This is a genomic window from Pseudarthrobacter albicanus, from assembly GCF_018224015.1.
GTDB classification, from domain to species: Bacteria; Actinomycetota; Actinomycetes; order Actinomycetales; family Micrococcaceae; genus Arthrobacter; species Arthrobacter albicanus.
In genome coordinates this window covers 42,869-69,544 of the sequence record NZ_JAGPOT010000041.1, presented here as the reverse complement: position 1 = coordinate 69,544, position 26,676 = coordinate 42,869, and the positions used below count along the sequence as shown (strand labels likewise).

The following is a 26,676-nucleotide window of genomic DNA, read 5'->3' as shown; positions in this document are numbered from 1 at the left end:
ACCTCTTTCTAGTGGGCCACGGCGGCGGCGCCGTGTTCGTCGATCAGGGCACCGGTTTCGAAGCGTTCCAGTGCGAAGGGCTTGTTGAGCCGGTGCGGGGCACCGGTGGCGATGGTGTGCGCGAACGTCAGGCCGGCAGCCGGGGTGCCCTTGAACCCGCCGGTGCCCCAGCCGCAGTTGACGAACATGTTCTCCACCGGGGTGGTGCCCACGATCGGGGAGGCGTCCATGGTGGTGTCCACGATCCCGCCCCAGGTCCGGAGCACGTGGGCCCGGGCGAAGATCGGGAAGAGCTCGACGGCGGCTGCCATCTGCTCCTCGATGACGTGGAAGGAGCCGCGCTGTCCGTAGCCGTTGTAGGAGTCCACGCCGGCGCCCATGACCAGTTCGCCCTTGTGCGCCTGGGAGACGTAGACGTGGACGTGGTTGGACATGACCACCGTGGGGTGGACGGGTTCGTGCAGTTCGGACACCAGCGCCTGGAGCGGGTGGGACTGGATCGGCAGGCGGAAGCCGGCCATTTCGGCCAGGACGCTGCTGTGTCCGGCAGCGCAGAGACCGACCTTTTCGGTGTTGATGGTGCCGCGGCTGGTCTTGACGCCCACCACGCGGTTGCCGTCCTTGACGAAGCCGGTGACTTCGCAGTTCTGGATGATGTCCACGCCGAGTTCGTCGCACTTGCGGGCGAAGGCCCAGGCGACGTGGTCGTGCTTGGCGATGCCGGCGCGCGGCTGGTAGGTGGCGCCCATGACGGGGTAGCGGATGTTGTCGCTGGTGTTCAGGATGGGGCAGAGTTCCTTGACCTGGGCGGGGTCCAGCCACTCGGCGTCGACGCCGTTGAGCTGGTTGGCTCCGACCCGGCGCATGCTTTCGCGGACATCGCCCAGGGTGTGGGCAAGGTTCATGACCCCGCGCTGGCTGAACAGGAAGTCGTATTCCAGTTCTTCAGGCAGGATCTCCCACAGCTTCAGGGCGTGCTCGTAGATCGCCGCGCTCTCGTCCCAGAGGTAGTTGGAGCGGATGATGGTGGTGTTCCGGGCCATGTTGCCGCCGGCGAGCCAGCCTTTTTCCAGGATGGCGATGTTGGTCATGCCATGGTTCTTGGCCAGGTAGTAGGCAGTGGCGAGGCCGTGGCCGCCGCCGCCGACGATCACGGCGTCGTAGGACTTCTTCGGGTCCGGATTGCGCCACAGGAAGTCCGGGTGCTCCGGCAGATGTTCCGTCGTCACTGTGCTGCTCCAATCAGTTCTGCCTCAAGCCCGTGGGCCGCTGCCTTGCTGCCAAGGTGGGGGTAGAGGGGGAATTTTGCTGCCAGGGCGCTGACCCGCCCGCGGAGTTCACCGGCGGTTTCGTCGCTAAGCTCGTTGTTGGTGGCCGGTGCGATGAGCGCCGAGGCGATGATGTCGGCCACCTCGGTGAACTCCGCAGCACCAAAGCCGCGGGTGGCCAGGGCCGGGGTTCCGATCCGCAGGCCCGAGGACACCATCGGCGGACGCGGGTCAAACGGGACCGCGTTCCGGTTCACGGTGATGCCGATCCGGTGCAGCCGGTCTTCGGCCTGCTGGCCGTCCAGTTCGGAGTTGCGCAGGTCCACCAGGACCAGGTGGACATCGGTGCCGCCATTGACCACCGAGATGCCTGCCGCCGCGACGTCGTCGCGCAGGAGCCGGGACGCCAGGGTCCGGGCGCCGGCCAGCGTGCGCTCCTGGCGTTCCTTGAATTCAGGGGAGGCCGCGATCTTGAAGGACACGGCCTTTGCAGCGATCACGTGTTCCAGCGGACCGCCCTGCTGGCCCGGGAACACCGCGGAATTGATCTTGCGGGCGTACTCCTCCTTGCTGAGGATGACGCCGCCGCGCGGGCCGCCCAGGGTCTTGTGCGTGGTGGTGGTGACGACGTCGGCGTACGGAACCGGATTCGGGTGCAGCCCGGCCGCGACGAGTCCGGCGAAGTGCGCCATGTCCACCATGAGGTAGGCGCCCACCAGATCGGCGATCCGGCGGAACTCCGCGAAATCCAGCTGCCGGGAGTAGGCGGACCAGCCGGCCACGATCAGCCTGGGCCGGTGTTCCAGCGCCAGCGCCTCCACCTCGGCCATGTCCACGGTCATGTCCGATTCGCGCACGTGGTACGGGACCACGTTGTACAGCTTGCCGGAGAAGTTGATGCGCATGCCGTGGGTCAGGTGGCCGCCATGGGCCAGGGAAAGCCCCATGATCGTGTCGCCCGGTTCCAGCAGCGCAAACATCGCCGCGGCGTTGGCCTGGGCGCCGGAGTGCGGCTGCACGTTGGCGGCCTCGGCACCAAAAAGTGCCTTGACCCGGTCGATGGCGAGCTGTTCGATCACATCCACGTGCTCGCAGCCGCCGTAGTACCGCTTGCCCGGGTAGCCCTCCGCGTACTTGTTGGTCAGCACGGAGCCCTGCGCCTCCATGACCGAAGCCGGGGCGAAATTCTCGGACGCGATCATCTCCAAGGTGGACTGCTGGCGTTCCAGTTCGTGGTCGATGGCCCGCTGGACTTCAGCGTCGACGCTGGCCAGGGACTCATTCAGGGTGCCCGTCATGGCGACCTCTTTCGGTTCAAGGAAAACTGATTCAGGAGTGCAACACTGTTGCGTTGAATGCAACTCTAAGACGCGCGCAGTGTTACGTCAATCACCTTGTTGCCGTCAGCCGATGTAAAAAAATTCTTTTGGTCGGGCCTGTAAACCCTTGACTGTGTTCCGGCTCACGCATAATCTGATGCAACAGCGTTGCGTTCAATGCAACCCATATTTCATTGGTGGACATATGAGTAACGAACCAAACCCAGCGGCAGCGGCAACCATTCCGGACAAGAAATCGGGGGGAACTCCGGACTCCGCTGCCGCACAGACCACGACACCCGGCGGGGCCGATCCCGGCGCCGGAAACCCGGCCGTCAGCAAGGACACCCGGCGCAGAGTCATCGCCGCCAGCTTCATCGGCAACTTCGTCGAATGGTTTGACTACGCCGTTTACGGCTATCTGGCCGCAACGATTGCCGTGGTCTTCTTCCCCGAATCCAATCCCCAGACCGGGCTGCTGCTGACGTTCGCCCTGTTCGCAATATCGTTCATGGTGCGGCCGCTCGGCGGTTTCGTCTGGGGCCACATCGGCGACAAGGTCGGGCGCCGGACCGCACTTTCCCTGTCAATCCTGATCATGTCCGGGGCGACCTTCTGCATCGCACTGATCCCGGGATTCAACACGATCGGCATCTGGGCCCCGATCCTGCTTCTGGTCGTCCGGGTCGCGCAGGGCTTCTCCGCCTCCGGCGAATACGCCGGAGCATCGGCCTTCCTGGTGGAGTACGCGCCCGCCAACAAGCGCGGCCTGTACGCCGCGGTCGTTCCCGCCAGCACCGCCGCCGGCCTGCTCCTGGGCTCCCTGCTCGCGGGCCTGCTGACAGTCCTGCTCAGTTCCGAGGCAATGCAAAGCTGGGGTTGGCGCCTGCCATTCCTGCTGGCCGCCCCGATGGGACTGATCGGACGCTACATCCGGACCAAGCTCGAAGACACCCCGGTGTTCCGCGAACTGGCAGCCGAGGGCGAGGCCATCAAGGCGCCGGTCAGCGCACTGTTCCGGAACCACTGGCGGCAACTGCTGCAGGCCGTCGGAGCCGTGCTGCTCAACGCCGTCGGTTTCTACGTGATCCTCAGCTACATGCCCACCTACCTGTCCTCGGAACTGGGCCTCGGCGCAACCGAATCCTTCCTGGCCACCACCATCGCCCTGGTGACGTACATCGGATTCATCTTCCTGACCGGAATGCTTTCGGACCGCTACGGCCGCAAGAAGGTGCTCATCAGCGCATCCATCACCTTCATCGTGCTGACGGTGCCCGCGTTCGCGCTGCTGGGTACCGGGAACTTCCTGGTGATCGTCCTCGTCCAGATCCTGCTGGGCGCCATGCTCACCCTCAATGACGGCACGCTGCCGAGCTTCCTGGCGGAAATGTTCCCGACCCGTGTCCGCTACAGCGGCTTCGCGGTCAGCTTCAACCTCTCCAACGCGCTCTTCGGCGGCACGGCCCCGTTCATGGCCACCCTGCTGATCGCCGCCACCGCCAACAATCTGGCTCCGGCCTGGTACCTGGTCGGCGCAGCGATCATCTCCCTGATCGCCGTCGCCCTCTCCCGGGAAACCAGCAAGGAACCACTGAGCCACGAATAGTCCGGCCTGCTCCAAAATTCTTCATCTACGGAACCGCACCAAAGAAAGGCATCACCACAATGACCACCACAGCATCCGAGAACGCCACCTCCATCGCCGAACTGGAGCGCCTGAAGGTCCTCCACAACGGGCAGAAGGAAAAGCTGACTTTCTCCACCGCCGAGTTTGAGCGCCGGCTCGCCGGCCTGCGGTCGATCATGGCGGCGAAGAACCTGGACGCCGTCGTCCTGACCAGCTACCACTCCATCAAGTACTACTCCGACTTCCTCTTCACCTACTTCGGCCGTTCCTACGCCATGGTCGTCACGAGTGACGACACCGTGACCGTCACGGCCAACATCGACGCCGGCATGCCTTGGCGGCGCAGCTACGGGGACAACGTGGTCTACACGGACTGGCGCCGGGACAACTACATCTTCGCCATCCAGGAGGCCCTGCGCACCCGCGGCATTTCCGTCCGCCGGCTCGGCGTCGAAGACGACTCACTGCCGCTGGACAACCGGAACAAGATCCAGGCGGCCTTCGAATCGGCCACCCTGGTCGACGTGGCCCAGGCAGCCATGCGCCAGCGGATGATCAAGTCGGCCGAAGAGATCGAGGTCATCAAGCACGGGGCCCGCATCGGTGACCTGGGCGGCGAAGCCATCCGCAACGCCATCACCGCCGGCATCACCGAGTACGAGGTCGCCCTGATCGGCACCGAGGCGATGGTCCACGAAATCGCGCGGACCTTCCCGGACTCCGAAATCCGCGACACCTGGGTCTGGTTCCAGTCCGGCATCAACACCGACGGCGCCCACAACTGGGCCACCACCCGGAAGATTCAGGAACACGACATCCTGTCGCTGAACTGCTTCCCGATGACCTCCGGCTACTACACCGCCCTGGAACGGACCCTGTTCTACGGCGAACCGGATGCCCGCTCCCTGGAGCTGTGGAACATCAACGTGGAGGTCCATAAGCGGGGCCTCGAGCTCATCAAGCCCGGCGCTGTCTGCAAGGACATCGCCGCTGAGCTGAACGAGATCTACGTCAGCCACGGGCTGCTGGCGAACCGGACCTTCGGCTACGGGCACTCCTTCGGCGTCCTGAGCCACTACTATGGCCGGGAAGCCGGACTGGAACTCCGCGAGGACATCGACACAGTGCTGGAGCCCGGCATGGTCGTCTCCATGGAACCCATGATCACCGTCCTGGACGGTGCGCCCGGCGCCGGCGGCTACCGCGAGCACGACATCCTCGTCGTCGGGGATGACGGAGCCGAAAACATCACCAAATTCCCCTTCGGGCCCGAACACAACATCGTGGGCGCCTGAGCGTCCCTGACCCGCAAGGCCTGGCCCGCAAGCCATAGCCCGCAAGGAAGCGGCGCCGCGTCGGACGTGGCGCCGCTTTTCGGCTCTCATACGGAATGATGGTCTCATCATGACTCCAGCAGAATCTCCTGACACCCACGGAAACGGCGACACCAAGGGCACCTCCGTCATCGTCAACGCCATCGCCGTCCTGCGGACCTTCACCGCGGACGAGCCGCTGCTCGGCGTCACCGAGATCGCCAACCGGGTCGGCCTGCACAAAAGCACCGTGTCCCGGATCCTGTCCACCTTCGAACAGGAACACCTGGTGGAACGGGACCCGGAAACGCGCCGTTTCCGCCTGGGCCTGGGGCTGATCGCCGTCGCCGGGCCGCTGCTGGCCGAACTGGAAGAACGGCGCGTGGCGTATCCGGTCCTGCGTGAACTTGCCGAACAGACAGGAGAGACGAGCGCCCTCATGGTGTGGAACGGCACCGAATCGATGTGCGTGGAACAGATCGCCAGCCATCACCAGATCAGACACACCACCCCGCTCGGCGCGCGCTACAAGGACGCCATGAGCTCCTCCGTGCAGGTCTTCCTCGCAGCCCAAACCGCCGAACGCGTCAATGCCCTGCTCCGCAGCGGAGCCATCACCTATCCGGGACTGGACGACACAAGCGTCGAGGCCTACCAGATCAGGCTCAAGGACGTGTCGCGCCGGGGCTGGGCCATCAACTACGGCGAATCCTCCATCGACGAAGTGGGCGTGGCAGCACCCGTCTATGATCACCGCGGCGACGTCGTGGCCGCCGTCCTGATCCCGGCCCCCCGGTTCCGCGTCTCAAGGGAAAGACTGCAAAGCCTGGGCGAAGCATGCGCAGCCGCGGCACACCGGGTCACCACACGCCTGGGCGGACGTCCGCCCGCGAGCACCGAAAACCGCAGCCAAATCTAGATTTGCCGAACCATTGTCTTCTTTGACGGAGCCAACCCCCGGGCCGCCTCCGTCGTCGCCCAGGCGGCCCTCTGCAGCGCCGAGAAAGAATCAACCGGAAGGTAGCCTGCCCGGCTGTGCCCGTTATTGAGCCGTTGGGCGGCGGGCCGCCTGCTCCACGAGTTCCGTAATCCACGGCCGGTGCCCGCGGTGGAACACCATCCCTTCGGGCAGCCCCTGGACGGTCGGGACGGAATTGGCGATGTCGATGGTGATCCGGCCGCCGGCCATGGGCGCGTTGGTGATGTGCAGGTCGCCATAGGATTCCGGGAGTACGGGGTCCATCCAGAGGCTGCCGCGGGAAACATGGGTGTCGTAGCGCATCAGGCTCGTCACCAGGAGGATCGGTGTGGTCGCAGCCCAGGCCTGCGGCGAGCAGGCCGTCGGATAGGGCACGGGTGCCGCGAACTGGTCCCGGCTGAAGCCGCAGAACAGCTCCGGCAGCCGGCCGCCGGAGTACTCGGCCGCCTCCAGCAGCGCCGTGGAGATCCGCTGTGCCTCCGCCACAAAGCCGTAGCGCAGCAGGCCGGCCGCGATGATCGCGTTGTCGTGCGGCCAGACGGAGCCGTTGTGGTAGCTGGCGGGATTGTAGGCGCCCATGTCGGCCGCCAGGGTCCGCACGCCCCAGCCGCTGAACATTTCCGGGGACATCAGCCGTTCGGCCACCTGCGGGGCCTTGTCCTCATCCATGAGGCCCAGCCACAGGCAGTGGCCCATGTTGGACGCGCACGCGTCGACCTGCCGTTTGTGGCGGTCCAGGGCGATGGCGTAGTATCCGCGGTCTGGCATCCAGAACTGCTCGTTGAAGTGTTTCTTCAGCTGCGCCGCGCGGTCGGCGAGCTCGTCCGCGAGAGCCGTGTCGCCGGCGTCGTACGCCATCCAGGCGCGGGCCAGGTACGCGGCGTAGACGTAGGCCTGCACCTCGCAGAGCGCGATCGGCGGCTCGGCCAGCCGGCCGTCGGCGAAGTTGATCCCGTCCCAGGAGTCCTTCCAGCCCTGGTTGATCAGCCCCCGGTCGTTGAGGCGCTCGTACTCGACGAACCCGTCGCCGTCCTTGTCCCCGTAGTCCCGGATCCACGCCAGCGCCCGGTCCGCGTGGGGCAGCAGCGCGGCGATGGTGTCCTTGGCGAATCCCCAGCGGCTGACTGCCCCGAGCACGTCCACGAACAGCGGGGTGGCGTCGACGCTGCCGTAGTAGGCGGACTTGCCGCCCAGGGCCAGGCCGCTGGAGACATCGAGCCTGACCTCGTGCAGGATCTTGCCCGGTTCCTCCTCCGTCATCGGATCCACCACGGTGCCCTGGCGGTCCGCCAGCGTCTGCAGCGTGCCCAGGGCCAGCGAGGGGTCCACCGGCAGTGCCATTTCCGAGGCCCAGAGCGAGTCCCGGCCGAACAGGGTCATGAACCACGGCGCGCCCGCGGCGACCACCACACGTTCCGGATGATCCGGGTCCTCGATGCGGAGGGCGCCCAGGTCGTCGTAGCTGCGCCGCAGGGTCCGTTCGATGGACCGGTTTCCCATCTGCAGCACCGGGATCCTGGCCACCCATTCCTGCCGGCGCCGGTCCCGCGGGGACAATCCCTCCCCGCCAGATTGGCCGAATGGCGCTTCGGGGAGGGCTTCCCCGACGCCGGGCATCACGGTCAGGACCGTGCTCCAGTGGCCGTGCGGCGCGACGGACACCCGGTACGTGAGGGCCTCCGGCGAAATGTCTGCTCCGGGGGCCTGGATCACGACGCCCTTCCGGACCTCCTGCCAGCGCGCCCGGATGGTCAGCGCCCCGGCCTCCGCGTGTCGGGTTTCGTCCCAGCGCCGCTGGATCCGTGCTTCCTTCACCTCGAAAAGATCCGCGAAATCCGCCTCAATCTTCAGGGAGATCACGCATTCGGCCGGCTTCAGGGAGTAATTGCGGACGGTGACCTGCTCCTGGATGCCGGCCCCCACTTCGCGCAGCCGCTCCACGATCAGCGGGCTGTCCGCATACCCGTCCGCGCGGGGAACGCGGCCGGCAAACAGCGCCCGGTACGGCTCCTTCGTCTCCGCGGCGAGGGGCTCCAGCGGCTGGCCGTTAACGGTCAGGCTCCAGCCCGAGAGGATGCGGGTGTCGAGGACGAAAAGACCATGGGGATGCTCGGGATGGATGTCCCCGTTCGGCAAGGAGATGCAAAACGACGATCCCTCAACCAACGTGACCGTCCCGGCCCCCAGGGGCCCGGCCGCCGTGTCAGCATTCCATCCAGCCATCCCGGCTCCTTCAAGAAACCACCACCAGCACGCCCTGGCCCCTCAGGCCACGCTGCTGCCCATCGCCCTCAAATTCTCCAACCGACGCTACTCTCGCTTACTCCCCGACGCCAGAGCTTTCGACTCGTCGAAAACCCCTCTGGTGGAGGTACCGGCAGACCCGGGCTTCGGCGTGGCGGCAGGACGAGCTACGGATCGGCAATTCGTCGGACCCTCAGGGTCTCTGACGTAAGAGATCGTTGCAGAAGCCGTGCACCCGGACCGGTCAGGCGACGACGTCAGGAGCGCAACAACGCCCTCGTTAGTACCTTGGCAACCCAGTCGCGCATATCTCCAGCCACGGGCAATGTGGCTTGCCAGCCTAGTTGGCGAGAATGACAACCCAGTTGGCGAGCCTAGGAGCGTGGCCGAAGCGGGGATCCTTATGAACCCTTGGAAGCGGGGATCCTTATGAACCCTTGTTGGGCAACGGTGGGGGCAGCTGACCAGAATAACGCGCCTGTCAGAGCAGATCTCGAACGGCTCGGGTTGCCACGGGAATTGGCGAAAAGTTCGATTCCAGCGGCGTTCAGGATTGGTCGGCGTGCCCGCGACCGCGGTCCACGCGTCGCATTCGCGGCCCTCGTGACCGATCTGCACCGGCGATTCGCCAACTCGCTGGCGGGATTCGCCAGATCGTTTGGAAATTCGCCAACAACGCTGGCAAGCCACAGGCAACGGGCATCTGCAGTGACTCCCCCAACTGATAGTTAACTACCGATAATGGATATTATGTAAGGTAAAAACGACAGTAAGCTATCACTTATGGTTCGGCCCTTGTTGTCCGGTCTCAACATAGTTGGCCACTTTCGCAATTTAGTTGGCCATCTACGGGCTTCGAGCGCTTGTCTCAGTCAAGGTGGCCACCATGATGCTGCTCGGCAGCATGAGCCGATGCATTCGAACATGACCAACGAGACGCGTGTTCTGGCGGCCTGAAGCATCGCAGCCCGGCCAGCGATAGAACGTCGGAGACGAACCGACTGCCCCGCCCTGTTACGGAATGGCCAACAAAACTGAGACGATCAAGACCCGCTTTGTCTCAATTTAGTTGGCATTTTCCCACGTCAGCGTGGCCAACTAAATTGAGACCGGACATGTCCAGTGACAGTCGAGTTGGCATTTTTGACACAACCCTGCAGCCTGCGGGATCTGCGCGTTGGTGTCAGTTAATGTGGCAGCGTGAGGGGTCGTGGTGGTCTCAGGGCGTTGCCGGTGAATCTGACGGATTCGGCTCGCGTTCTGGCGCGCGTCGGTGAAGGGTTGCTGGACGGGGCACTGTCGGCGGGGTTGTCGGGGTTTCACCATCGCCCGGGAAATCGAGAAATCCCCTCCCGCACGCGTGCCGGATCCCGCTCCGGCACGCCACTGAACCCAGCCTGGATGATCTGGGGCAGGTAGCTGCCCCGCGACCGCCGAGCCACATACGAAACTGCCAGATCGAGTGACACGGCAACGGCACGATCCGTCTCACTCAAGTTGGCAAACCCCACGTCGGCGTTGCCAAATCAACTGACAGCGGACAGATCGTGGCTATCGAGCGCCGCCACGCCAGAGGATCTTGCAACGGAATTGCACGAAAATCTCAAGCACCAAACGGCGGCCTTAGGACTCCTCACCCTCGTCATCGCTATATATCGAGGCCTCTTCAGGGAAGCTCCTTGTGACCTCTCGAAAGTGAGCCCTCCCATTCGGCTGAAGGATCTCTCGCGCGGTTTGGCAATCCTTGGCGGCGTTCTGGATGGCTTTGACCGCTGTGGCGAGGTGATTCTCAGGAGATAGCGACTCGTCTTCTCGTTGTTCGCCTGGGTCCAGGTCGAGCTGCTGCAGCAAGGACTCCAGGAACTGACTGTCATCATCGATGATGTGACTGGCCGCAGTAAACCACGCCGCTTCGTCTCCGATTGTCAGGGCGGCTGCTTTCTGGATCAAAGCTCGGGTTGTCCGGGCCGCCTCACGTTCAAGCTCCAAGGCAGCCGTGAGAAGGGCCTTGACGTCGCTCGTCGCATCTTCGATCGTTGGCTCCGCACCGCGGAAGTTTCGGAAAAATGACCATTCTGGTTGCTCAGGGTCGAGTCTTTCCAATGCCCGGCGAAGCGGTTCGAATCCTTCGAAGGGACGATTGCTACCCGGGTATTCGCGGCGGTGAGCCCAGAGGTTTAGGATCTCGCGGGCACAGCGGTCTTGCGCCTCTCGTTTATCTGAATTTTCGGCTGCCTCAACCCCCGCTATAAGTTCCGCCACATAGTGAGCCATCCATCGGCCGAGGGTGTCGGTATTTTCGAGGCCTGCGGCAAGCTTCTTACCAAGCGCGACTGTTTGGACGTAATTCGGCCCATCCGAAGCGGGGTCGGTAGACAAATATCTTGAAGTACTCATCCAGATAGCCCATTCCTTGCTCGACGACATCCGTCCGTCTCCCAGAGTAATCGAACGTTTTTCGATCAATGGTGACTTCGGCGATGAGATCCGTCTTCAGTTCGTCGAGAACGACATCGAGGGACTCCGGCCTTATTTGTACACGAACTCCTTGGCTGCCTACGCTGCGTCCATGCCCCTGCGGATGCAGATCGTCCCACGCCGACACGCCGAACACAGGCTCGCTCCGCGCGGCTGACGGCAGCCAAAACCGCATGTCAGGATCAGGTTTCAGATTGAGTACTTTCTGGACCTGTGCCGATGGCCTTGGGGGTGGGTACCGCATTCCCGATCCAAAGGGATCCCCCTCGTCGATTCCATTCCTTCCTGAGTCGACCTCGATCCACCCCCGGAGCATGTACCCCGCCATGTCAATCTCGAGCTCATCTCCAGCAGCCGGGATTCGGAAGTCATGGGGGCTGCTTGCTGTCTGAAGAGCAGCCATAAGAGCAAACGAGTGACTAGGGTCGACCAGTGCGGTTCTGACCGTAACTTCCTGCCGCCGGCGGCTGTTCTCCCGGGATGAGTCCTCCCAGACCGTGAAGAGTCCGCTCTCGTCCGGAGTGAAATGGCGGACGAAGTCACTAGGGGCTACGTTCCACCGCCAAATTGGATTGTCGGTTGTCGGGAAATCGGGACCAGCCATTTTGGGCTCCGGATCGCGGCGGTCCGAAAGCCACCGGCCGTCAGTTCTGGTCATGGTGCTTGGTTCAAGCCACAACAAAAATTCGTCGCGGTCACTTGACGGATCCTGGTACGCGGGCCGGCTCGTAGCGAGCTCGCCCGCTACCTCAAATAGGGAGTGAAAGGAGAGATAAGAATTGAGGTCCCGTATTTTGGGACGCTCCCCTTTATAGGTGTGAGTCTCACCGGGGCTGAAGATTTTTCGCATCCAACGTTCGTCTTCCTCGAACGTTCCTTGGAACTGTCCCTCCCACTGCTCCCGGATTACTGCAGCCGTCTTTTGTTCGATGTCCAGAGCGTCAAGGCCAAAGCAGTCTGCGAGTGGTGCTATCCAGTAGTCTCGGAAATCAAAGTCAAAATCGTAGCCGACATCATTCTTCTCGTACCGTGATCTCTTGGAGCGGGTCCGCTCGTGGTACTCGAGCACTAATGGTTCCGGTCGGAGGGTCCCTGTCGGGTCTAGGCGCTGTCTGTCCTGCACGCCCAAAGCCGGCAACTGTTCTGCGTGCACCTTTTTGACGATGGCATCGACTCGGTCTCGTATCAGGATGTGGGGTCTCTCGCTTTCAACGATGTAAGACAGCAACGGGACGAAATCCATGACTTGTCTTGCATCCGTAGTGGCTGCGCGGTCGAGAGCCATCACAAGCCAGAGGAGTGCGTCATCGGCGTAGAAGACGAGACCTTTGTCTACGAACGCACCGGCTTGCCCTGATACCGCAAATTTCGCAAGGGCGGTGAGTTCGCTATGCGCTTGCAGTTCACAGAGCATTCGGACGACATGCGCGGCCCGCCAGCGCATATCTTCGTCGGGATCGCCTAGCGCCGCCCAGACGTACCCGGCTATACATTCACTGAATGGAGTTGGAGGGGTAAGGCCTTCAGTCCATGGCCCGTCAGCTGTTTGGGGCTCCACGAGGTATTGGATGTGATCGATCGCGTCGTCCAGGACTAATCTTGAGTCTTCCTTCGATAACTGGCGAACTAGCTTGGCCAACAGAGCGAAGCAGGCGGACGAATCGAGAAAGTCCCCTCTTGAGCCCAGCTCCTTGAACGCCAGGTTCAGCAGGACAGGCGACGCCAGCCCGGCAACACTTTCAATCGACTCCCACGGGAGCTCCTGCCATCGTCGTGTGGCTATTTCTTCACTGAACCGGACGGTCGCATGCCTTGCAAGATCGCCGCAGGCGTTGCGAAAGCCGGCTGGCAGGGATTCCAGCTGTGCCGCGAATTCAAAGAAGGACTCGTAGTCCGAGATGCTGAATCCGGTAGTTTCGCTGAAGGCCTTGGCGATCTTGGACCAGTTTCGACGAGGTTGTTTGAAGGCCATGCGAAGAAGGGCATGACGTTGGTCGTAGGGTACGGATCGCAGTATCTGTCGCCCGGCGTCCATGTCTGCGGCCAAGGTGAAGTCCAGGGAAGCAAGGGAATCTTCAACGGACTCGAAAGTTGCCTTGTCTTTGAGAGTTCCGCCAAACCAGTCCCGTGAGGCGTTCACGGATGGCGACTGGGCGTTTGGAGCTTCGTATTCGCCGCAAGGGAAGCCGTTTCTCTTTGCTGCAGCAACAAGTTGTTCGTTCTGCTCAGGGCGATTTCCTCGCATTCTGCAGAGGTCAAACGCCACGCCAAGAATTGTGTCGGTCGACTCCTTCTCGGAGAGGACTGCGCGCTCGACCAGAGGTGAAACTGTAATTCGATCGTGGAATGGGCCGAACGCGAGAGATGGCAGGGGCGCTTGCTTCATCCCTCCCGCTTCTGGATCGAGGAGTCCCCTAATAACTTCTGAGAACACGCCAAAACGTCGGTCTCGCCATCGGGATGCGATGGCGATAGACGAACGGGCACTGAGGGCAGCAACGGCTTTGATTGTTTCTTGATAGCCGAAACCATCACCCATGTAGGGCTCGACTGCTTCAGCGAGCTGCGCCACCTTGTACGCGCGTTCGTCATCGTCTCCGCCTGGACCCGCATGATGAACGACCGCCAACATCGCATCCCAGCGGTCTCTAATTTCGTCACCTGCCTTGTCGGCAAGCGCCAACGCTGCGTCAAAGTAGTGCTGCGACTCTTCCGGGCTTATGGAATGAAGTGCCCGGGTTAGTTGGATCAAGGCGTCAGTTCGGTCTTGGGCATCCTCCCGAGTCGCCGCGATTTGCTCATGGGCTGAATGCCCTAGTGAGAACGCAACCTGATCCATCTCGGGGATTGATGCCATTAGACGGATCACGGCATTAGTTGTTGGCCACCAAAGCTCCGTGGCGACACTCTCATACCAGGTTTGGAGCGTCTTATGGCTGCCGGCTGAGTTGGTGGACAGGCCGAGAAGCCAGGCAGATAACTTAGCTGCCACGTTCAGGAACACCTTGGGTTCCTCGTCGTCCCTCCTTTGCGGTTTGGGCAGCGTTCGTAGGAGCTGCTGAAGTTCAGCATTGGCGTCGGCTCCGGGGTCACAGGAGACTCGCGCCCACGCCATCATCCAGGGGATCAGGGGAGCTATATTCTGTCGATATCCGCGTCCTTCCTGAGTGGAGACGTGGTTCTTTCCTTCCAGTTCTTTAAGGAGTTCGGGATCCGCAAGGTGGGCATCTGTCAGGGCTTCACCCGTCAGGTAAGTCCTCATTGCCCAAGCCTTGAGTGTGAGATCTGAAGACTGATGAAACCGTGAACCGAGCGCCCTGGGTGGATCGGCCGGCAGGTATTTGGAAAGGATTGCAGATGCTCTGTCCTTTGAAATCAGGCCGTGCCTGAGACAGGTAGCAATGGCGCCACAGATGGCAGCGAGCCCGTCTTCTTCCTGGTCCCATCGCGATTTCTGGCTGAGCTCAATTTTGTTTCGGTGATGGCGGAGAGTCTTCATAACCACTAGGGATGCGTCCCTATCGAGCAGGGCATTCTGGCGAGCGGCCTGGGCTGTGATCGCCAATTGTAGATACTTGCTGGAACCCGAAGCTTTAAGCAGATCGTTGAGTCGTACGAGCTCGCCACGGGCGATGAGTCGGTCTGCGACCAATGTCCCCACGTCAAAAGCAATCGTGGGTGGACGCCATCGGCTCAGGAATTCGGCGCAGGCCTCAGGGCCATCGACGTTCAGCCGCCCCATAGCCAGTTCGGCTATGTCTTCATGGCCAATCCTGTGGTCTCGCTGTCTGTCAGACGGGAGGCGGCTCCATCCAGACATCCATTCGAAGGCACTTCTTAGCCTGTTGCGGGCATCGAGACGGCTGGACTCAGATACCGACATGAGAGCGCCCTCATAGGCCAGATTGGACCCCGGCCAGCCTGAGCCTAGCGATCGGCTGGCCACCAGGTCCTCGATGGTTTGTGGATCTAGGAACGCTCCTGCGAGATCGGTGTTCTCCCTGATCAGCTTGAGACGGCGGGAATGGCCTGCTGCCAGGGTGCCGGCTTTTAGTGCGAGTCTGGCTGCCTCTAGCGCCCGTTCAGTTCGAAGGGCGGCCTTCAGGGCAAACTGCACGCGTTGCTGCTGGATCTCTTGGCGTTCTATGTCATTCGAATTTGGAAGAGCCTCCTCCGAGAGAGCGAGATTGACGAGTTCCTCGAAGCTTCCCGCCTCCCATAGCAATTGGGGAAGGGAGGTTGCGGCATAGGCGTTCTTTTCCGCCAGCAAGCGGAGCCCTGCGACTAGTGAGGTGAGCGCTTCGCCAGTCGCCCGGAAGTTGTTGCGGAACCATGTTTCAGTTGGTTCATCTCTGAATTGCACAGCATCGCCCAGCAGCAATAAGGGCCTGCCTATGTCGCTCACAAAACTCGCGACGAGCGGTACGGAAGCTCCGCTGAGCGCAGCAATTACCGATGTCGGTATGCGCGGACGTAGGGTCGCGAGGACTTGAGACATTAGGTCCAAGGTTCCCGCGTCCTGCCCGGCGTCGTCACGAATGTGGGCAAACCATTTATCGAGAAGGTCTTCAAAGGCGGATTCAGGTGATAGGTAACGCTCGCCAAGGATCGAAAGTGAGTCCGCGATGGTCTGGGCGTCGCTCAGGACTTGGGCCTGGACTCGGGGATTTCCCGAGGTCCGCTTGTGGAATTCCTGGGCGTCGACCGCCGGGGCAGGGCCAAACTTCAATTCGAGGTGGGACTTGGACTCCTCTTCATTCAGGCCGGATATCGGCAGCTTGATTGTGGTGGACGGAGGGTTCAGCAGATGAATCCGTTCCGTCCGGCACAGCATGACCAGCCGAACGTTTGGCGGCAGGTCTTCCCGCAGGAGATCGACTGGAAACGGGCGTCCGGAGTTGAAATCGTCCGCGGCCATCACTGCGTTGTCGGCCGCGTCGACGACGAGTACGAGAAGGCCCGAGGAAGTTGTCTTGGCCAAAAGGTTTGCGGCTGTACCGACACGAGCCAGAAACGCGCGAGAGTAATCGCTGGCGGTCGCTCTGGCACTCTGGAACAGAGGTTGGCAGAGCCCGAGAGTTGCCAGTTCATTAGCCATCTGGACTAACCCCTGGCGATGTTCGTGGCGTAGCTCGCTGGATTTGCGGTAGGCGCCCAGGCCATAGCAGTCGTAGGTGAGTTTGACTGAGCCGTGAGGAAGATAGTTGCCAAGCTGCTGCGCAAAGACAGATTTCCCGACCCCGCCGGAAGCGTGGACTATGACGGGTTGGGGCGCCTCGCTGATCTTTTCGGCCAGCTCTGCGTACTGCGCCCTGCTGAAGACCGTCGCAGGGGTTAGCAACCGTGAAAGTGCTGGAAGAAATGCATCTTCGGTTGTTCCTAGAGCGACGAGTACGTCGGCTCTGGTGATGGTGGACTTATCCAAGGTTGTGGCGCGTTTGGTGATGGCTTCTTTTAGTTTGAGGACGGCCTCGGGATCGCTTCCGGGCAGATAGGATGCAACATCGTGTTCGAAATCTGCCATCAGCGGCAGGAGGGAAGGAGCGGTGGTGTCGACGACGAATGCGCTACAGAATTCAGCCTCCAAGTCGGCGTCGCCCAGGGCGAGGTATCTACGAAGGAGGGCGACTTCGTCGGGGTCATCAGGATTTTGATTTCTTGATGCGACGTCGTTGAGCGCCTGCAATACTCGGGTGTGTGCGCTCCGGTTGGAAATAAATTCAAATGTGGCCGATGTGTGCTGTGAGGGTTGAAGCGCGCGGAGTTTCTTAAAACGGGCAGCGAAGCCTTCGAGGGTCTTGCTGAGACCGGACATAGTCCAAGGCTCGTGTGCCCGAGCGGTCGAGTGCTTCAGTTGCCGATAAATGACCCGTCCCCCGGCAGCGAGGTCTTCCGAAATTAGGTACTCCGCGACGTCCACGACGTGCGCTCCGGCGGTCACCGCGCCTTGGCCCTCGAGCTCGTATCTGGAAGGGCCTTCTATCGCGATTGACACGGTATTGGTACCGGGGCGGAGGAGCTCCAGACATCGCTGCGCAGCCCAGTAGTAGTGAAACTGGTCGCCGTCCCTGCTAGTTCGTACTAAATCCGCGGTTGTCATGCCTGCTCCGGCCAATCCAGTGCGGCAGTGAGCCGCTCGGCATCTGGGAGTTCCTTGCGGACGTCGGCCGGCAATGCGTCGTAGGTGTAGGCGGCTACGGCCATGGGTGAGCTGGAGCGTCCCAAGCTGTACTTGACGGTGTGGTCGTTCTTGCTGCCGCAGATCAGGATCCCGACCGTGTCGGCGTGGGCTTCGCGGCGGAGCCTGTCGTCGACCAGGGCGATGTAGAAGTTGAGCTTGCCGGCGTATTCGGGCTGGAACTTTCCGGTCTTAAGTTCGATGACGAAATAGCGGAGCTGCTCTACGTGGAAGAAGAGTAAATCGATGTAGAAGTCGTCGCCGCCGACGTCGAAGTGCACCTGACGGCCGACGAACGCGAAGCCCGGTCCCATTTCGCGGAGGGTGTCGGTGATGCGGTCCATGAGGGCCTGTTCGAGGTCGCGTTCGGCGACCTCCCCGGACAGGCCGAGGAACTCGAAGGTGTACGGGTCTTTGGCGACCTGCTGGGCCAACTCTGAATCCGGTTCAACAAGCCGTTGCGCGAAGTTCGAGGGCGCAGCCCCGGTCCGTTCCAGGGACTTGTTCATGATCATGTTCATGAGCACGTTCCGGGACCAGCCGTACTCCACGGCGGCTGCGGCGTACCACAGGCGCTGGTCAGGGGTGTCGAGTTTGTCCAGCAGCACGGTGATGTGGCCCCACGGCAATTGTCCAACAGGCTGTTGGACAATTGGGTCCGGCCAGGCCGCGGCGAATCCGCGCATGTAGAACAGGTTGGACCGGGACAGGCCTTTCATCTCCGGGAACTCTGCCCGGAGGTCATCAGCCAGCCGGCCCATGACACCACTCCCCCAGTTCTCGACCTCCTGGCGTTGAAGGATGGTGTGGCCGATGGACCAGTACAGCTCGATCAGCTGGGTGTTCACTGTCCGCAACGCCGTGGTGCGCGCTGCCCGGACCCGGTCCTTCAGGTCGCCGAGGAGATCGGTGTAGCCGTTGGGGAGGGCGACGTCACGCGGTGGGGTCATAGGTTCCATCCTAAAGAGCGAACGGACGAGCCCTGTACGGGGTGGCTGCCGGTGGCCTCTAGTCGAAGATCCCTGCCTCGGGTACGACGTGAGGCAGGACTGCCTTCTCCGGGCTTGGGGGCTTATGCCCGTCGTAGGCGCATTTCTTGAAGGGGCCTTCTTTGTCCATGAGGATGCGCATGTGGGGGTCTGCGTGGTTCAGCCACCAGGTGCTGATGCCGAGGGCGGGTTCCAGACGGAGGTGTTCCCAAGCCCGCCAGATGCTTTCCATGCGGATGAGGGCTTCGGGGTGTTTGTACCATTCCGGGCACCAGGCGAAGGCCGCGCCTTCGTTGACTTCCCGGACGTAGGACTGGGCCAGGAGCTCGACGAAGAACTCGACGGCACTGGAGTACACCAGCTCCGGCTCAGGCCCGGCATGGCTGTGCCCGCCGCTTGAGGACGGAACTCCTTCGTCATCGAACGCGGCCCCGAACTCTTCACTCATGCCTTGTCACCGTCTGTCCAGGGGTTGGGCGCCGCAACAGCCACGGGCTCGCGATCTACTTTCACCATGGTGGTGAGGGAGTCTTTGACCTTTTGGGCGTGGGGTCCGTTCATCCACGGGATGGTTTCGATCATGGTGGCCGGTGCCCCGGAGGCGAGCAGGATGGCCCGGAACCGGGGCAGCGCGGTCAGGTCGGCGACGGACAGGATCTCGTCCTTGCTCTCCTGCCGGGAGGAGGAGGATCCGTGTTTGCTGTGGCTGCGGGAGACGTTGATGTAGCTGTACTGCCCGATCAGCCGGGAGAGTTCATCGAGGTAGCCGACTTCGGAGACGCCGCCGCCGTAGATTTTCACGTTCGACGCGGACCAGAGCTTCCGCATGCCTTCCAGGGACCAGACTTCCACGCCCTGGGACCAGGACTGCAGGATGGTCATGAGGATGATCCCGCGGGAGCCGTAGTGACTGTACTGGTCCGGCAGCGCCTTCCACCGGCACACGTTCGCCGCCTCATCCAGGATGCCCAGCAGCGGGATGGCGAGCCGGCCGCCGGGCTGGGATGTGGCGTACTTTTCCGCCGCTTCCACGACGGCGACCGTCAGGGCAGTCACCAGGGGCCCGGCGGTTCCCACGCCTTCGCGGGAGAGGCTGTAGAGCGTGCCCTTGCCGCGCACGAACTCTTCCGGAACAAACTGCGGCCGGGGATCGGTGGCCACCGTGGTGCCGCGGATGGGGGTGACCCATTGGCTGACGTCCCGGTCGGTCAGGCAGGAGACCATCTGCCGGGCGGTGCCGTAGACGCCGGCACGTTGCTTCTCCGGTTCCCGGATGTGGCCCATCACCATGTCCGAGAGCAGGTCATAGCCGGCAGCCCGCAGAAGTTCGGCAGGGGCTTCGTCGTGCGGGCGCGTCAGCCAGGTGTAGACCTGCGTGACCGGGGCCGAGTCAAGGGAGGCGGCGAGCAGGAAGGCTTTGAGCAGGTTCTGCCCTGCCGGATCGAAGTAGGCATCGGGCTTTGTCCCGGGTTCGCGGGAGCCGTTGGCGAAGTGCTGGGCCAGGTTCCCGGCGGTCGCTTCGTTCTTCACGTAGGACAGTGGGTTCCACCACCAGGTGGGCGCCTCTTCCGCGACGGCCTGCGGGTCAAAGACCCACACCTCGCCGGCCTCGGAACGGATCGGGCGGGTCACGTCCACGATGTCGCGCTTGTTCGAGGTGGCGATCACCGCGCCGGGTGCGTCCAGGATCGCCGGGACCGCGTAGGAGGTGGTTTTCATGGTCCGGGGCCCGGCGATGAGGATCAGCATGTCCTCCCAGGACGCCCACAGGGGACGTTTCCCGGCGACACTGCGGCCAAGCCGCACGCCCGTGGAGTTTTCCACTCCGAGGCGCACAGCGGTGGCGGTGGCCCCTTTGGTGCCCAGGTGGTCCAGGTCCTTGCCGCGGCCCATGTGCACGGCGGCCTTATCCACGCGCGTGCGCCTGTGCGCACTGCGGGAGCAGACCACCACCACGGTCACCGTCAGCGCGACCAACACACCGGACAGCACACATGCCACAACGGTGGACTGGACCGGCCAGGGCACCCGGCCCTTCGCCAGCCCGGCGACCAGGTCAATCGGGTGAGCCGGCGGCGCGGCGATGCCGGCCAGCCACGACCCGACGTGCGCGGCGACCCAGCTCCCGCCGCCAAAGATCACGACGGCACCGATGGCGAGCCAGATCCCCAGCCCGTCACCCAGGCCCGTTCCCTTGCGGTTCGGGGCGCTCACAGTGCACCGTCCCCGGCCAGTCCGGACGTTCCCGGCTCCAGGAGCGTTTCAGCCAGTGCATTCCAACGCATATTTGTATCGTTCAAAGAGGCTTCGATGGAGGTCAGGCCGATCTTTACGGGGATGCCGGGGCGGCCGCCGACCTTGATCAGGAACTTCCCGCGTCCGGGGGGTTCGACGTCGCCGCCGCGGGAGTCCCACGCGGGCGGGTCCTGCCAGGAGATGAGTTTTTGCTGCTCCTGACGGGACAGCGGGATCGCTGCGGTCAGCAGCGGCATCTCCGAAGCCGGGAGGCCGCCGCAGATGACCATGCCGGAGCGTTCCACGAAGCCCCGGGCCTTCATCCTGTCCTCCTCGGCAGGGAGGGCCAACAGGTCCGACATGGTGTGCGAGATCATGACCTGCCCGACGCCGACGGAGCGGTTGAGGCGGGTCAGGGCGTCGACCCGGTCCACCATGCCCTTGCCGGCCCGCAGTGCCCGCCACAGCTCATCCAGGACCACGAAGTAGTTCCGGCGCGACTCCAGCCCGGCGTCCGCGAGGGCGTTCGCGACGTTGACGGTGCCGAAGCCGTAGGACCAGCAGGCCAGCAGCACCGCTGCCTGCAGATCGGTTTCGGTCTCGTCGATGCTGGAGACATCGAAGACGACCGCCCGGTCCCGCCTCATCGGGTTCGTGGTCTGCCGGGAGAAGATTTCGCCCAGCTTCCCGCCCCCGGTGAGTCCCAGCAGGGTGGCCTCCAGCGCCCGGGTCTCCTTCAGGTAGACAGACTTGTCTCCGCGGTCCAGGGCGACCTGGCGCAGCTCAGCCGGGGCGGCTGTGATGACGTCCAGCAGGTCCTTCAGGACCGGAACACCGTCGAAGGTCTCATCCAGCACCCGCAGGGCCCGGTCCAGGATGGTCTGCTCCTGATCCGTAGGAGGCGAATTACGGCTGATCGTGATCAGGGAGACGACCATGGTCAGGCGGCGGCCGTGGGCGTCCGCCCGGACCCGCACGGCTGCGTCGTGGTGGCCCTGTTCCTCCAGGAGCCCGGCGGCCTCCACGGCCTGGCCGGGGTCCAGGATGTTCAGGTATCCCCGTCCCCGGCCCAGCTCGATGACCTGCCCGCCGAGCGCGGCTACGGCGTCCACATGCTCGCCCTTCAAATCCCCCAGGACCAGCGGGTGCACGCCCTGCCCGGAGAGGCCCAGCATCATGCGGCGCACGAGCGTGGACTTTCCCAGTCCCGGTTTGCCGAGGATGAACGCGGACGGGTTGGAGATCAGGCGGGCCCGCTGGAACCAGCTGATCGGGTCACAGCAGACCGTGGCCTGGGTTTCCTCGTGCCGTCCCAGCGGGACACCGATCATGGGCGAGGACGTGCCCGAGCTGAACGGCCACAGGCCGCAGACCTGCACCGTGGTGCCCCGGTATTCGCGCACGGACGGGACCAGGGCCGCGGCCCCTCCCCCGCGCCCGCCCCAGCCGCGCGGACCCGGCCCGCGCTCACGCGCAGCCGGAGCGGCCTGGGCCTTCGCCGGAGCTGTCACCTTCGATTTCCTGGTGGGGAAGAACAACATGGGTGCCATTTAGAGGGCCTCCCTGATCTCGGTGGGCAGCAGGATGTGCCTGGGCAGCACCAGGCCCAGGGGCAGGGACGCTGCGAAGGCGGTGTCCTGGGAGCCGTAGGCGCGGCGCAGCAGGACCCGGGCGGTGCCGGAGGTTTGTTCGACGGCGGCGACCGCGTCAGGGAGCCGGGCGGCGTCGGTGACGGTGGCGGTGACGACGAGGCCGAAGTTCACCAGCCCGGCGCCCTGGGCTTCTTCGGCGGCTGTCTGGGCGGCGGAGCGGGCATCGACCAGGGCCCGGGCGGAGGGCCGGTTCCCGGAGCTGATGCGGACGTTGGCGTTGTTCTGGTCCCGTTCGACCACGGCGGCGGCCCGGGCCGAATCCATCGGACGGTACAGCAGCGACACGCGCTTGCGGTCAATGTCCCCGTGCGGGGCCAGCAGCCTCGACAGGACCGAGGAGTTCACCGACCCGCGCGGGGCACCGGTCATGGTCCAGGAGACGGAGAACGCGCTGTCGTGGCGGTAGGTCTCCCAGCCGGCCTGGGCCGCGGTGGGGCCGGCCTCGCCCCAGGTCAGGGCCACGGGTGTGCCGGCGGCGCGGGCCTCATCAATGATCAGGGCGGCCGGCGGGTCGTAGGCGATCCGGACGGCTTCACAGAGTTCCTGCGCCGACATGGGACGGGCAATACCGGCGCCGGTGGACTGCAGCCGGGCCCCCAGGCCCGGGAGCCGGGAGGCGACGTCGCGGGCGACGTCCTCCGGCTCGCGCTTCCGGGACCCGGACCGCAGGGAGGCAGTGAAGGTCAAAGACACCCAGGCCCGGACCGTGGCCGAGCCTTCCGGATAGGTCCGGACGACCTCACGCAGGATCGCCTTCGCGGCCTCGGGTGCGTCGGGGTGGATGTTCATTTCCACTTCGTTGCGCAGCCGGTAACCGGAGTCCGGCGCGGTCTCCACCGTCACCGCCGCGGCCTCCAGCCCTGCTTCATCTCCCAGGCCGGCGATCCAACCGCCCCAGTTCGCCACCCACGCATCGACCTGTTCCGGGTCTACCAGGGAGGCGCCGTCAGGTTCGGTGGAGAAGACCACGGTGAAGTGGTTCGTGGTGGGGACGTGGAGCATGGCAAAGGGGCGGTTGTAGGAGTCATTGAACTCATACAGCCGGGACTTCGCCGCCAGGCCGGGCAGCTGGTACATCCCCCGCTGCGTCACTCCGAGCGGGCCGGAGCGATAGAGGTTGGTGCCTGCGGAGCGGGCGAGCCGGAAGTTTGTGCGGGTGGCGAAGCGGTCGACCACGGACTGGCCGTGCTTGTCCTTCACCGTCAGCAGCAGTACGAGCAGTCCGGCGACGGCCAGGACCGTGAGGCCGGGCAGCAGCCCTGCGATGGCGAAGGTGATGATGCCGGCCAGCAGGCCGGTCATGGTGATGCCGGTGCCGATCGCGCCCAGGCTGCCCAGACCGGCAGAACGCGGGACGCGCCAGTTGCCGTAGGACGGTTCCTTATACTCGGTATTAATTGCTGCCACTGGGGCCCTCCTGGGGTGAATCGTGCCCGGTTGAATCCTGCGCGGTCTGTTGTGCGGCCCGGGAGACCCGTGATGCTGCCTGTGCTCCTGCGGCGACGACGAGCCCGGCCGGGCCAGCGGCTTTCGCCGCACCCGACGCTGCCCCCGCCCCGGCGGTGCCCGCACCGGCCCCGGCTGATGCTGCCGTGCCGGCGCTTCCGGTGGTGCCCTTGCCCGGCGCTCCCCCCGGCCCGGATGGTCCTGTCGAGGCCGGGGAGGGTTTGGCGTTGCCGCCGCTGTTCTCGCCGGCGCCCTTGCTGCCCTGGGCGGCCGCGCCGGCCTGGCCGGGCTGGCTGGCCGGGGTGGGGGATGCGTTGCCGCGCCCGCTCCCCGAACGGCCCAGCGAGACCGCACCGGTGGCCATCGCCCCCACCATCGCCCCTGCTCCCCCGCCGGAGCCGGAAGCGACAGCCCCGACCATCGGGGTGACGAAGCGCATCAGCGCCGGAAGCGCGAGCAGCGCCACGAGCATCAGCGCGAAACCCGTGATGGATCCCAACAGCACGTTGCCGCCGCCGGTGGAGTCCATGAGTTTGAATGCCACGGCGTAGACGACGGCCGCGGCGGGCTTGTAGAGGATGAACGCGATGGTCCAACCGACGGCTTTCTGGAACCACTGCCGTCCCATCTCCGTGTTGGTGAACGCCGCCGTGGTCGGCAGGATGCCGGCCAGGATCACCAGCATCCCGCCGCGGACGATCATGAGGACGATCTGCACCAGCGAGGCAAGCAAGCCCACCAGACCCAGGATGATCAGGATGAACACCCCCACTCCGGTCTGGTTCGTCATCACCAGGATGCCCATCGCTGCCGCGAAGCCCTTCCCGTCCGTGGCGCGGTCAATGATCGAGGCGGAGAACGCATCGGCCGCGATCACCAGAATGGAAATCACCGCCAGCCCCAGACCCGACACCAGCGTCAAAGTCAGCAGGGACCGGAGCAGGTCCTTCAACGGCGCCCCGCGCTGCTCCCAGATCATCCGCGTCCCGCCGAGAATGACGGACAGCACCGCCAGCGCCAGCGTCCAGTAACCGAGCTCGGAATTAACGAAGCCCACGACAGGACTGGGCGTCATCCCGTCTCGGGTAGCAAGGTTCGCTGTCGGCATGCTCACCCAGAACGTGGACAACGTGGTCACCATCTGGCTCATGCCCTCCATGATGGATTTCGACAGGTTCGTGATGGCGTCATTGACCACCCCGGAAAGAGCGTTTCCGGTGTGGCACCCCACGTCGACGATGTTGCACTCGGGCATGTCAGACCCCTGACCACGCGATGAAGGCGCTCAAGTCACTGAGCTGGGTGATGTCATTAATCAGCTGCCCGTCATCGGAAACCTTTGCCTTCCAGTCCCCGTCAATCCACCGGAGCGGAAGCACAGTGTGCACCAGTGCCCCGTTCTTGGTTTCGAACGCCAAATCCACGTCGGCTTCGGCCGAGATGTAGGACTTGACCACGAAGCCGCGGATTTGGACAGTGGTATCGGCTCCCGTGGAGGGAGCCATGGTCGCCGCGTCCTTCATCGCAATGTCCCGGCCCGGTCCATGTACGAGCAGCCGGTCCGTCAATTTTGCGTTGAGCGGTTGTGACTTGGCGGAGCCAAGGGCAACGATGTTGGCAGCCGCGTAGAGGGCACCTGTTGGCGAGTGTGCGAAGCAGGACCGGAACCCGTCCCCGTCGGTGACCCCCGGCCCGAAGGTCTTGGGATCGGTGGGTGCGGCCATTTTGCCGATCAGCGTCCACGTCGACTTCGGAGCTGACCCGAGCGCTGTGTCCGGCGTGGAGGGGAGGCCGCAGACGCTTTTCCCTGCGGCGTCGGCTGACGTGGTGGGGGCCGCGGAGGCGCTGCCGTGGGAGGGGACGGGGCCCGGCTGGGCGGTGCCGTCTGTCTTCGGAAGGAAGAAGATTACGACGACGGCGGCAAGGAGTGCGATGACGAGGGCGGCCGAGATGATGAATCCGGGCTTGGTGAACGGGCTGCGTTCGGTATCGCTGTGGGTGGATTCGCTCATGATGAACCTCTCCGGTAGTCGGGTTAGACGAAGGCGCGGACGATGCCGGAGGCGCCGGTGATGATGATGCAGCCGGCCAGGACCCAGCCGAGCTTGCCGATGGACTCGCCGCCTTCGCCGCGGCGCAGCTGGATGACCATGCCGATGCCGACGATGATCACGCCCAACACGCCCAGGACCAGGCCGATGCCGGAGGCCCAGTTCAGGACGGTCAGCAGGCCCTTGGCCTGTTCCGGGACGACGGGGGTCGGGTTCGGGATGACGCTCAGCGGAAGCCGGGCGAGGATGTTCTGCATGATGAGACCTTTCGGTAGATAAAGCTTGTTGTGGGGCTGGTGGTCAGGTGGTGAGGGCCGCGATGTCGATGACGAAGCGCTGGTAGTCCCGTCCCGGCGGCCCGGCGGTGGTGTCGCCGAGCCGCCAGGATTCGACCCACGGGAGCATCCACAGCCGGGGTGCTCCCCCGCCGACCAAGGCGGCGAAGTCCCGCAAAGACTTGGGGAGTTTGCCGGGGGCGTCGGCCAGGACCGCGAGGCCGAGCAGGTCAACGGCCGGGGCTACGCCGGAGGCCCACTGAATCAGGGCTCCCCGGGCGGCTGTCAGGCCCCGCAGGTCCGATCGGCACACCAGCAGTACGGCGGGTTTGCCGGAGGCGTCGTCGGGGACGGGCCAGGCGTGGTCGGTGGCGCGTGCCCCGTCCAGGATTCCGGCCAGGCGGCTCTCGCCCGCTCCCCCGTGAGCGCCGGTGACCCACAGCGTGGCGGTGCCGGTCATGGTGCGGCTGCCGAGACGGTCTGCCGCGTCCGGTTCGACCATTCCCAGCAACGGTGCGGTGATCCTCGGTTCGGGCGGCAGCTGGAGATCCACGGGGACGTCGTCGGGTCCGGTGCCGGTGGCCGGTGCAGTGATCCACGGGTTCGGGGACTGGTTCAC

General features: G+C 64.0%; 17 protein-coding genes. 3 read left to right on the top strand and 14 right to left on the bottom strand.

Going from position 1 to position 26,676, the window contains the following annotated elements:
* Positions 1-8: 8 nt before the first annotated feature.
* Entirely contained in the window at positions 9-1,229 is a 1,221-nt protein-coding gene (locus J9611_RS10895) for a sarcosine oxidase subunit beta family protein (RefSeq protein WP_211880099.1), read from the bottom strand.
* On the bottom strand, positions 1,226-2,566 hold the full coding sequence (gene glyA / locus J9611_RS10890; protein WP_211880097.1) for a serine hydroxymethyltransferase: 1,341 nt from the start codon (positions 2,564-2,566) through the stop codon (positions 1,226-1,228). Before glyA ends, J9611_RS10895 begins: the two co-directional genes overlap by 4 nt.
* 226 nt (positions 2,567-2,792) lie before the next feature.
* On the opposite strand from glyA, the gene J9611_RS10885 reads away from it, so the two are divergent.
* The 3 genes from J9611_RS10885 (at position 2,793) to J9611_RS10875 (ending at position 6,449) form a co-directional block, all read left to right on the top strand.
* Complete coding sequence (locus J9611_RS10885) at positions 2,793-4,196, top strand: MFS transporter (RefSeq protein WP_211880095.1); 1,404 nt, start codon at positions 2,793-2,795, stop codon at positions 4,194-4,196.
* Positions 4,197-4,255: 59 nt separating this feature from the next.
* Positions 4,256-5,512 carry an aminopeptidase P family protein gene (locus tag J9611_RS10880; protein ID WP_211880093.1) on the top strand — a complete coding sequence of 419 codons (1,257 nt, stop codon included), beginning with the start codon at positions 4,256-4,258 and terminating at the stop codon, positions 5,510-5,512.
* A gap of 109 nt (positions 5,513-5,621) precedes the next feature.
* Entirely contained in the window at positions 5,622-6,449 is an 828-nt protein-coding gene (locus J9611_RS10875) for an IclR family transcriptional regulator (RefSeq protein WP_211880091.1), read from the top strand.
* A gap of 123 nt (positions 6,450-6,572) precedes the next feature.
* On the opposite strand, the gene J9611_RS10870 is transcribed toward J9611_RS10875, so the two are convergent.
* The 12 genes from J9611_RS10870 to J9611_RS10815 form a co-directional block, all read right to left on the bottom strand.
* Positions 6,573-8,732, bottom strand: a complete 2,160-nt coding sequence (locus J9611_RS10870; RefSeq protein WP_211880089.1) for an amylo-alpha-1,6-glucosidase — start codon at positions 8,730-8,732, stop codon at positions 6,573-6,575.
* A gap of 1,644 nt (positions 8,733-10,376) precedes the next feature.
* Positions 10,377-11,150 carry a hypothetical protein gene (locus J9611_RS10865; RefSeq protein WP_211880086.1) on the bottom strand — a complete coding sequence of 258 codons (774 nt, stop codon included), beginning with the start codon at positions 11,148-11,150 and terminating at the stop codon, positions 10,377-10,379.
* Positions 11,074-17,046: a MalT transcriptional regulator family protein gene (locus tag J9611_RS10860; RefSeq protein ID WP_211880084.1), complete on the bottom strand. Its 5,973-nt coding sequence runs from the start codon at positions 17,044-17,046 to the stop codon at positions 11,074-11,076. Before J9611_RS10860 ends, J9611_RS10865 begins: the two co-directional genes overlap by 77 nt.
* Positions 17,047-17,327: 281 nt before the next feature.
* Positions 17,328-18,359: a PDDEXK nuclease domain-containing protein gene (locus tag J9611_RS10855; RefSeq protein WP_211880082.1), complete on the bottom strand. Its 1,032-nt coding sequence runs from the start codon at positions 18,357-18,359 to the stop codon at positions 17,328-17,330.
* A 58-nt stretch (positions 18,360-18,417) separates the two neighbouring features.
* The gene (locus J9611_RS10850) at positions 18,418-18,846 is read right to left on the bottom strand and encodes a DUF4913 domain-containing protein (protein ID WP_211880080.1); all 429 of its coding nucleotides are present in this window, start codon (positions 18,844-18,846) and stop codon (positions 18,418-18,420) included.
* Complete coding sequence (locus tag J9611_RS10845; RefSeq protein WP_211880079.1) at positions 18,843-20,612, bottom strand: type IV secretory system conjugative DNA transfer family protein; 1,770 nt, start codon at positions 20,610-20,612, stop codon at positions 18,843-18,845. The genes J9611_RS10850 and J9611_RS10845 overlap by 4 nt, the downstream gene beginning before the upstream one ends.
* Complete coding sequence (locus tag J9611_RS10840; RefSeq protein WP_211880077.1) at positions 20,609-22,183, bottom strand: helicase HerA domain-containing protein; 1,575 nt, start codon at positions 22,181-22,183, stop codon at positions 20,609-20,611. Before J9611_RS10840 ends, J9611_RS10845 begins: the two co-directional genes overlap by 4 nt.
* Positions 22,184-23,692 carry an SCO6880 family protein gene (locus J9611_RS10835; RefSeq protein WP_211880075.1) on the bottom strand — a complete coding sequence of 503 codons (1,509 nt, stop codon included), beginning with the start codon at positions 23,690-23,692 and terminating at the stop codon, positions 22,184-22,186.
* Positions 23,679-24,986, bottom strand: a complete 1,308-nt coding sequence (locus J9611_RS22330) for a TrbL/VirB6 family protein (RefSeq protein WP_281414556.1) — start codon at positions 24,984-24,986, stop codon at positions 23,679-23,681. Before J9611_RS22330 ends, J9611_RS10835 begins: the two co-directional genes overlap by 14 nt.
* Position 24,987: 1 nt before the next feature.
* A complete protein-coding gene (locus J9611_RS10825; RefSeq protein ID WP_211880073.1) occupies positions 24,988-25,743 on the bottom strand; it encodes a DUF8175 domain-containg protein in 756 nt (251 codons plus the stop codon).
* A gap of 23 nt (positions 25,744-25,766) precedes the next feature.
* Positions 25,767-26,039, bottom strand: coding sequence for a TrbC/VirB2 family protein (locus J9611_RS10820; protein ID WP_211880071.1), 273 nt, complete (start codon positions 26,037-26,039; stop codon positions 25,767-25,769).
* A 43-nt stretch (positions 26,040-26,082) separates the two neighbouring features.
* Positions 26,083-26,676 (bottom strand): DUF6668 family protein, encoded by a 594-nt coding sequence (locus J9611_RS10815; protein ID WP_211880069.1) that lies wholly within the window; start codon positions 26,674-26,676, stop codon positions 26,083-26,085.

Bases quoted from the DNA above. Each gene is read 5' to 3' on its own strand.
- J9611_RS10875 (WP_211880091.1), top strand. From the start codon at position 5,622: ATGACTCCAGCAGAATCTCCTGACACCCACGGAAACGGCGACACCAAG.
- J9611_RS22330 (WP_281414556.1), bottom strand. From the start codon at position 24,986: ATGCCCGAGTGCAACATCGTCGACGTGGGGTGCCACACCGGAAACGCT.
- glyA (WP_211880097.1), bottom strand. From the start codon at position 2,566: ATGACGGGCACCCTGAATGAGTCCCTGGCCAGCGTCGACGCTGAAGTC.
- J9611_RS10850 (WP_211880080.1), bottom strand. From the start codon at position 18,846: ATGAGTGAAGAGTTCGGGGCCGCGTTCGATGACGAAGGAGTTCCGTCC.
- J9611_RS10825 (WP_211880073.1), bottom strand. From the start codon at position 25,743: ATGAGCGAATCCACCCACAGCGATACCGAACGCAGCCCGTTCACCAAG.
- J9611_RS10840 (WP_211880077.1), bottom strand. From the start codon at position 22,183: ATGGCACCCATGTTGTTCTTCCCCACCAGGAAATCGAAGGTGACAGCT.
- J9611_RS10865 (WP_211880086.1), bottom strand. From the start codon at position 11,150: ATGAGTACTTCAAGATATTTGTCTACCGACCCCGCTTCGGATGGGCCG.
- J9611_RS10860 (WP_211880084.1), bottom strand. From the start codon at position 17,046: ATGTCCGGTCTCAGCAAGACCCTCGAAGGCTTCGCTGCCCGTTTTAAG.
- J9611_RS10870 (WP_211880089.1), bottom strand. From the start codon at position 8,732: ATGGCTGGATGGAATGCTGACACGGCGGCCGGGCCCCTGGGGGCCGGG.
- J9611_RS10880 (WP_211880093.1), top strand. From the start codon at position 4,256: ATGACCACCACAGCATCCGAGAACGCCACCTCCATCGCCGAACTGGAG.
- J9611_RS10820 (WP_211880071.1), bottom strand. From the start codon at position 26,039: ATGCAGAACATCCTCGCCCGGCTTCCGCTGAGCGTCATCCCGAACCCG.
- J9611_RS10885 (WP_211880095.1), top strand. From the start codon at position 2,793: ATGAGTAACGAACCAAACCCAGCGGCAGCGGCAACCATTCCGGACAAG.
- J9611_RS10855 (WP_211880082.1), bottom strand. From the start codon at position 18,359: ATGACCCCACCGCGTGACGTCGCCCTCCCCAACGGCTACACCGATCTC.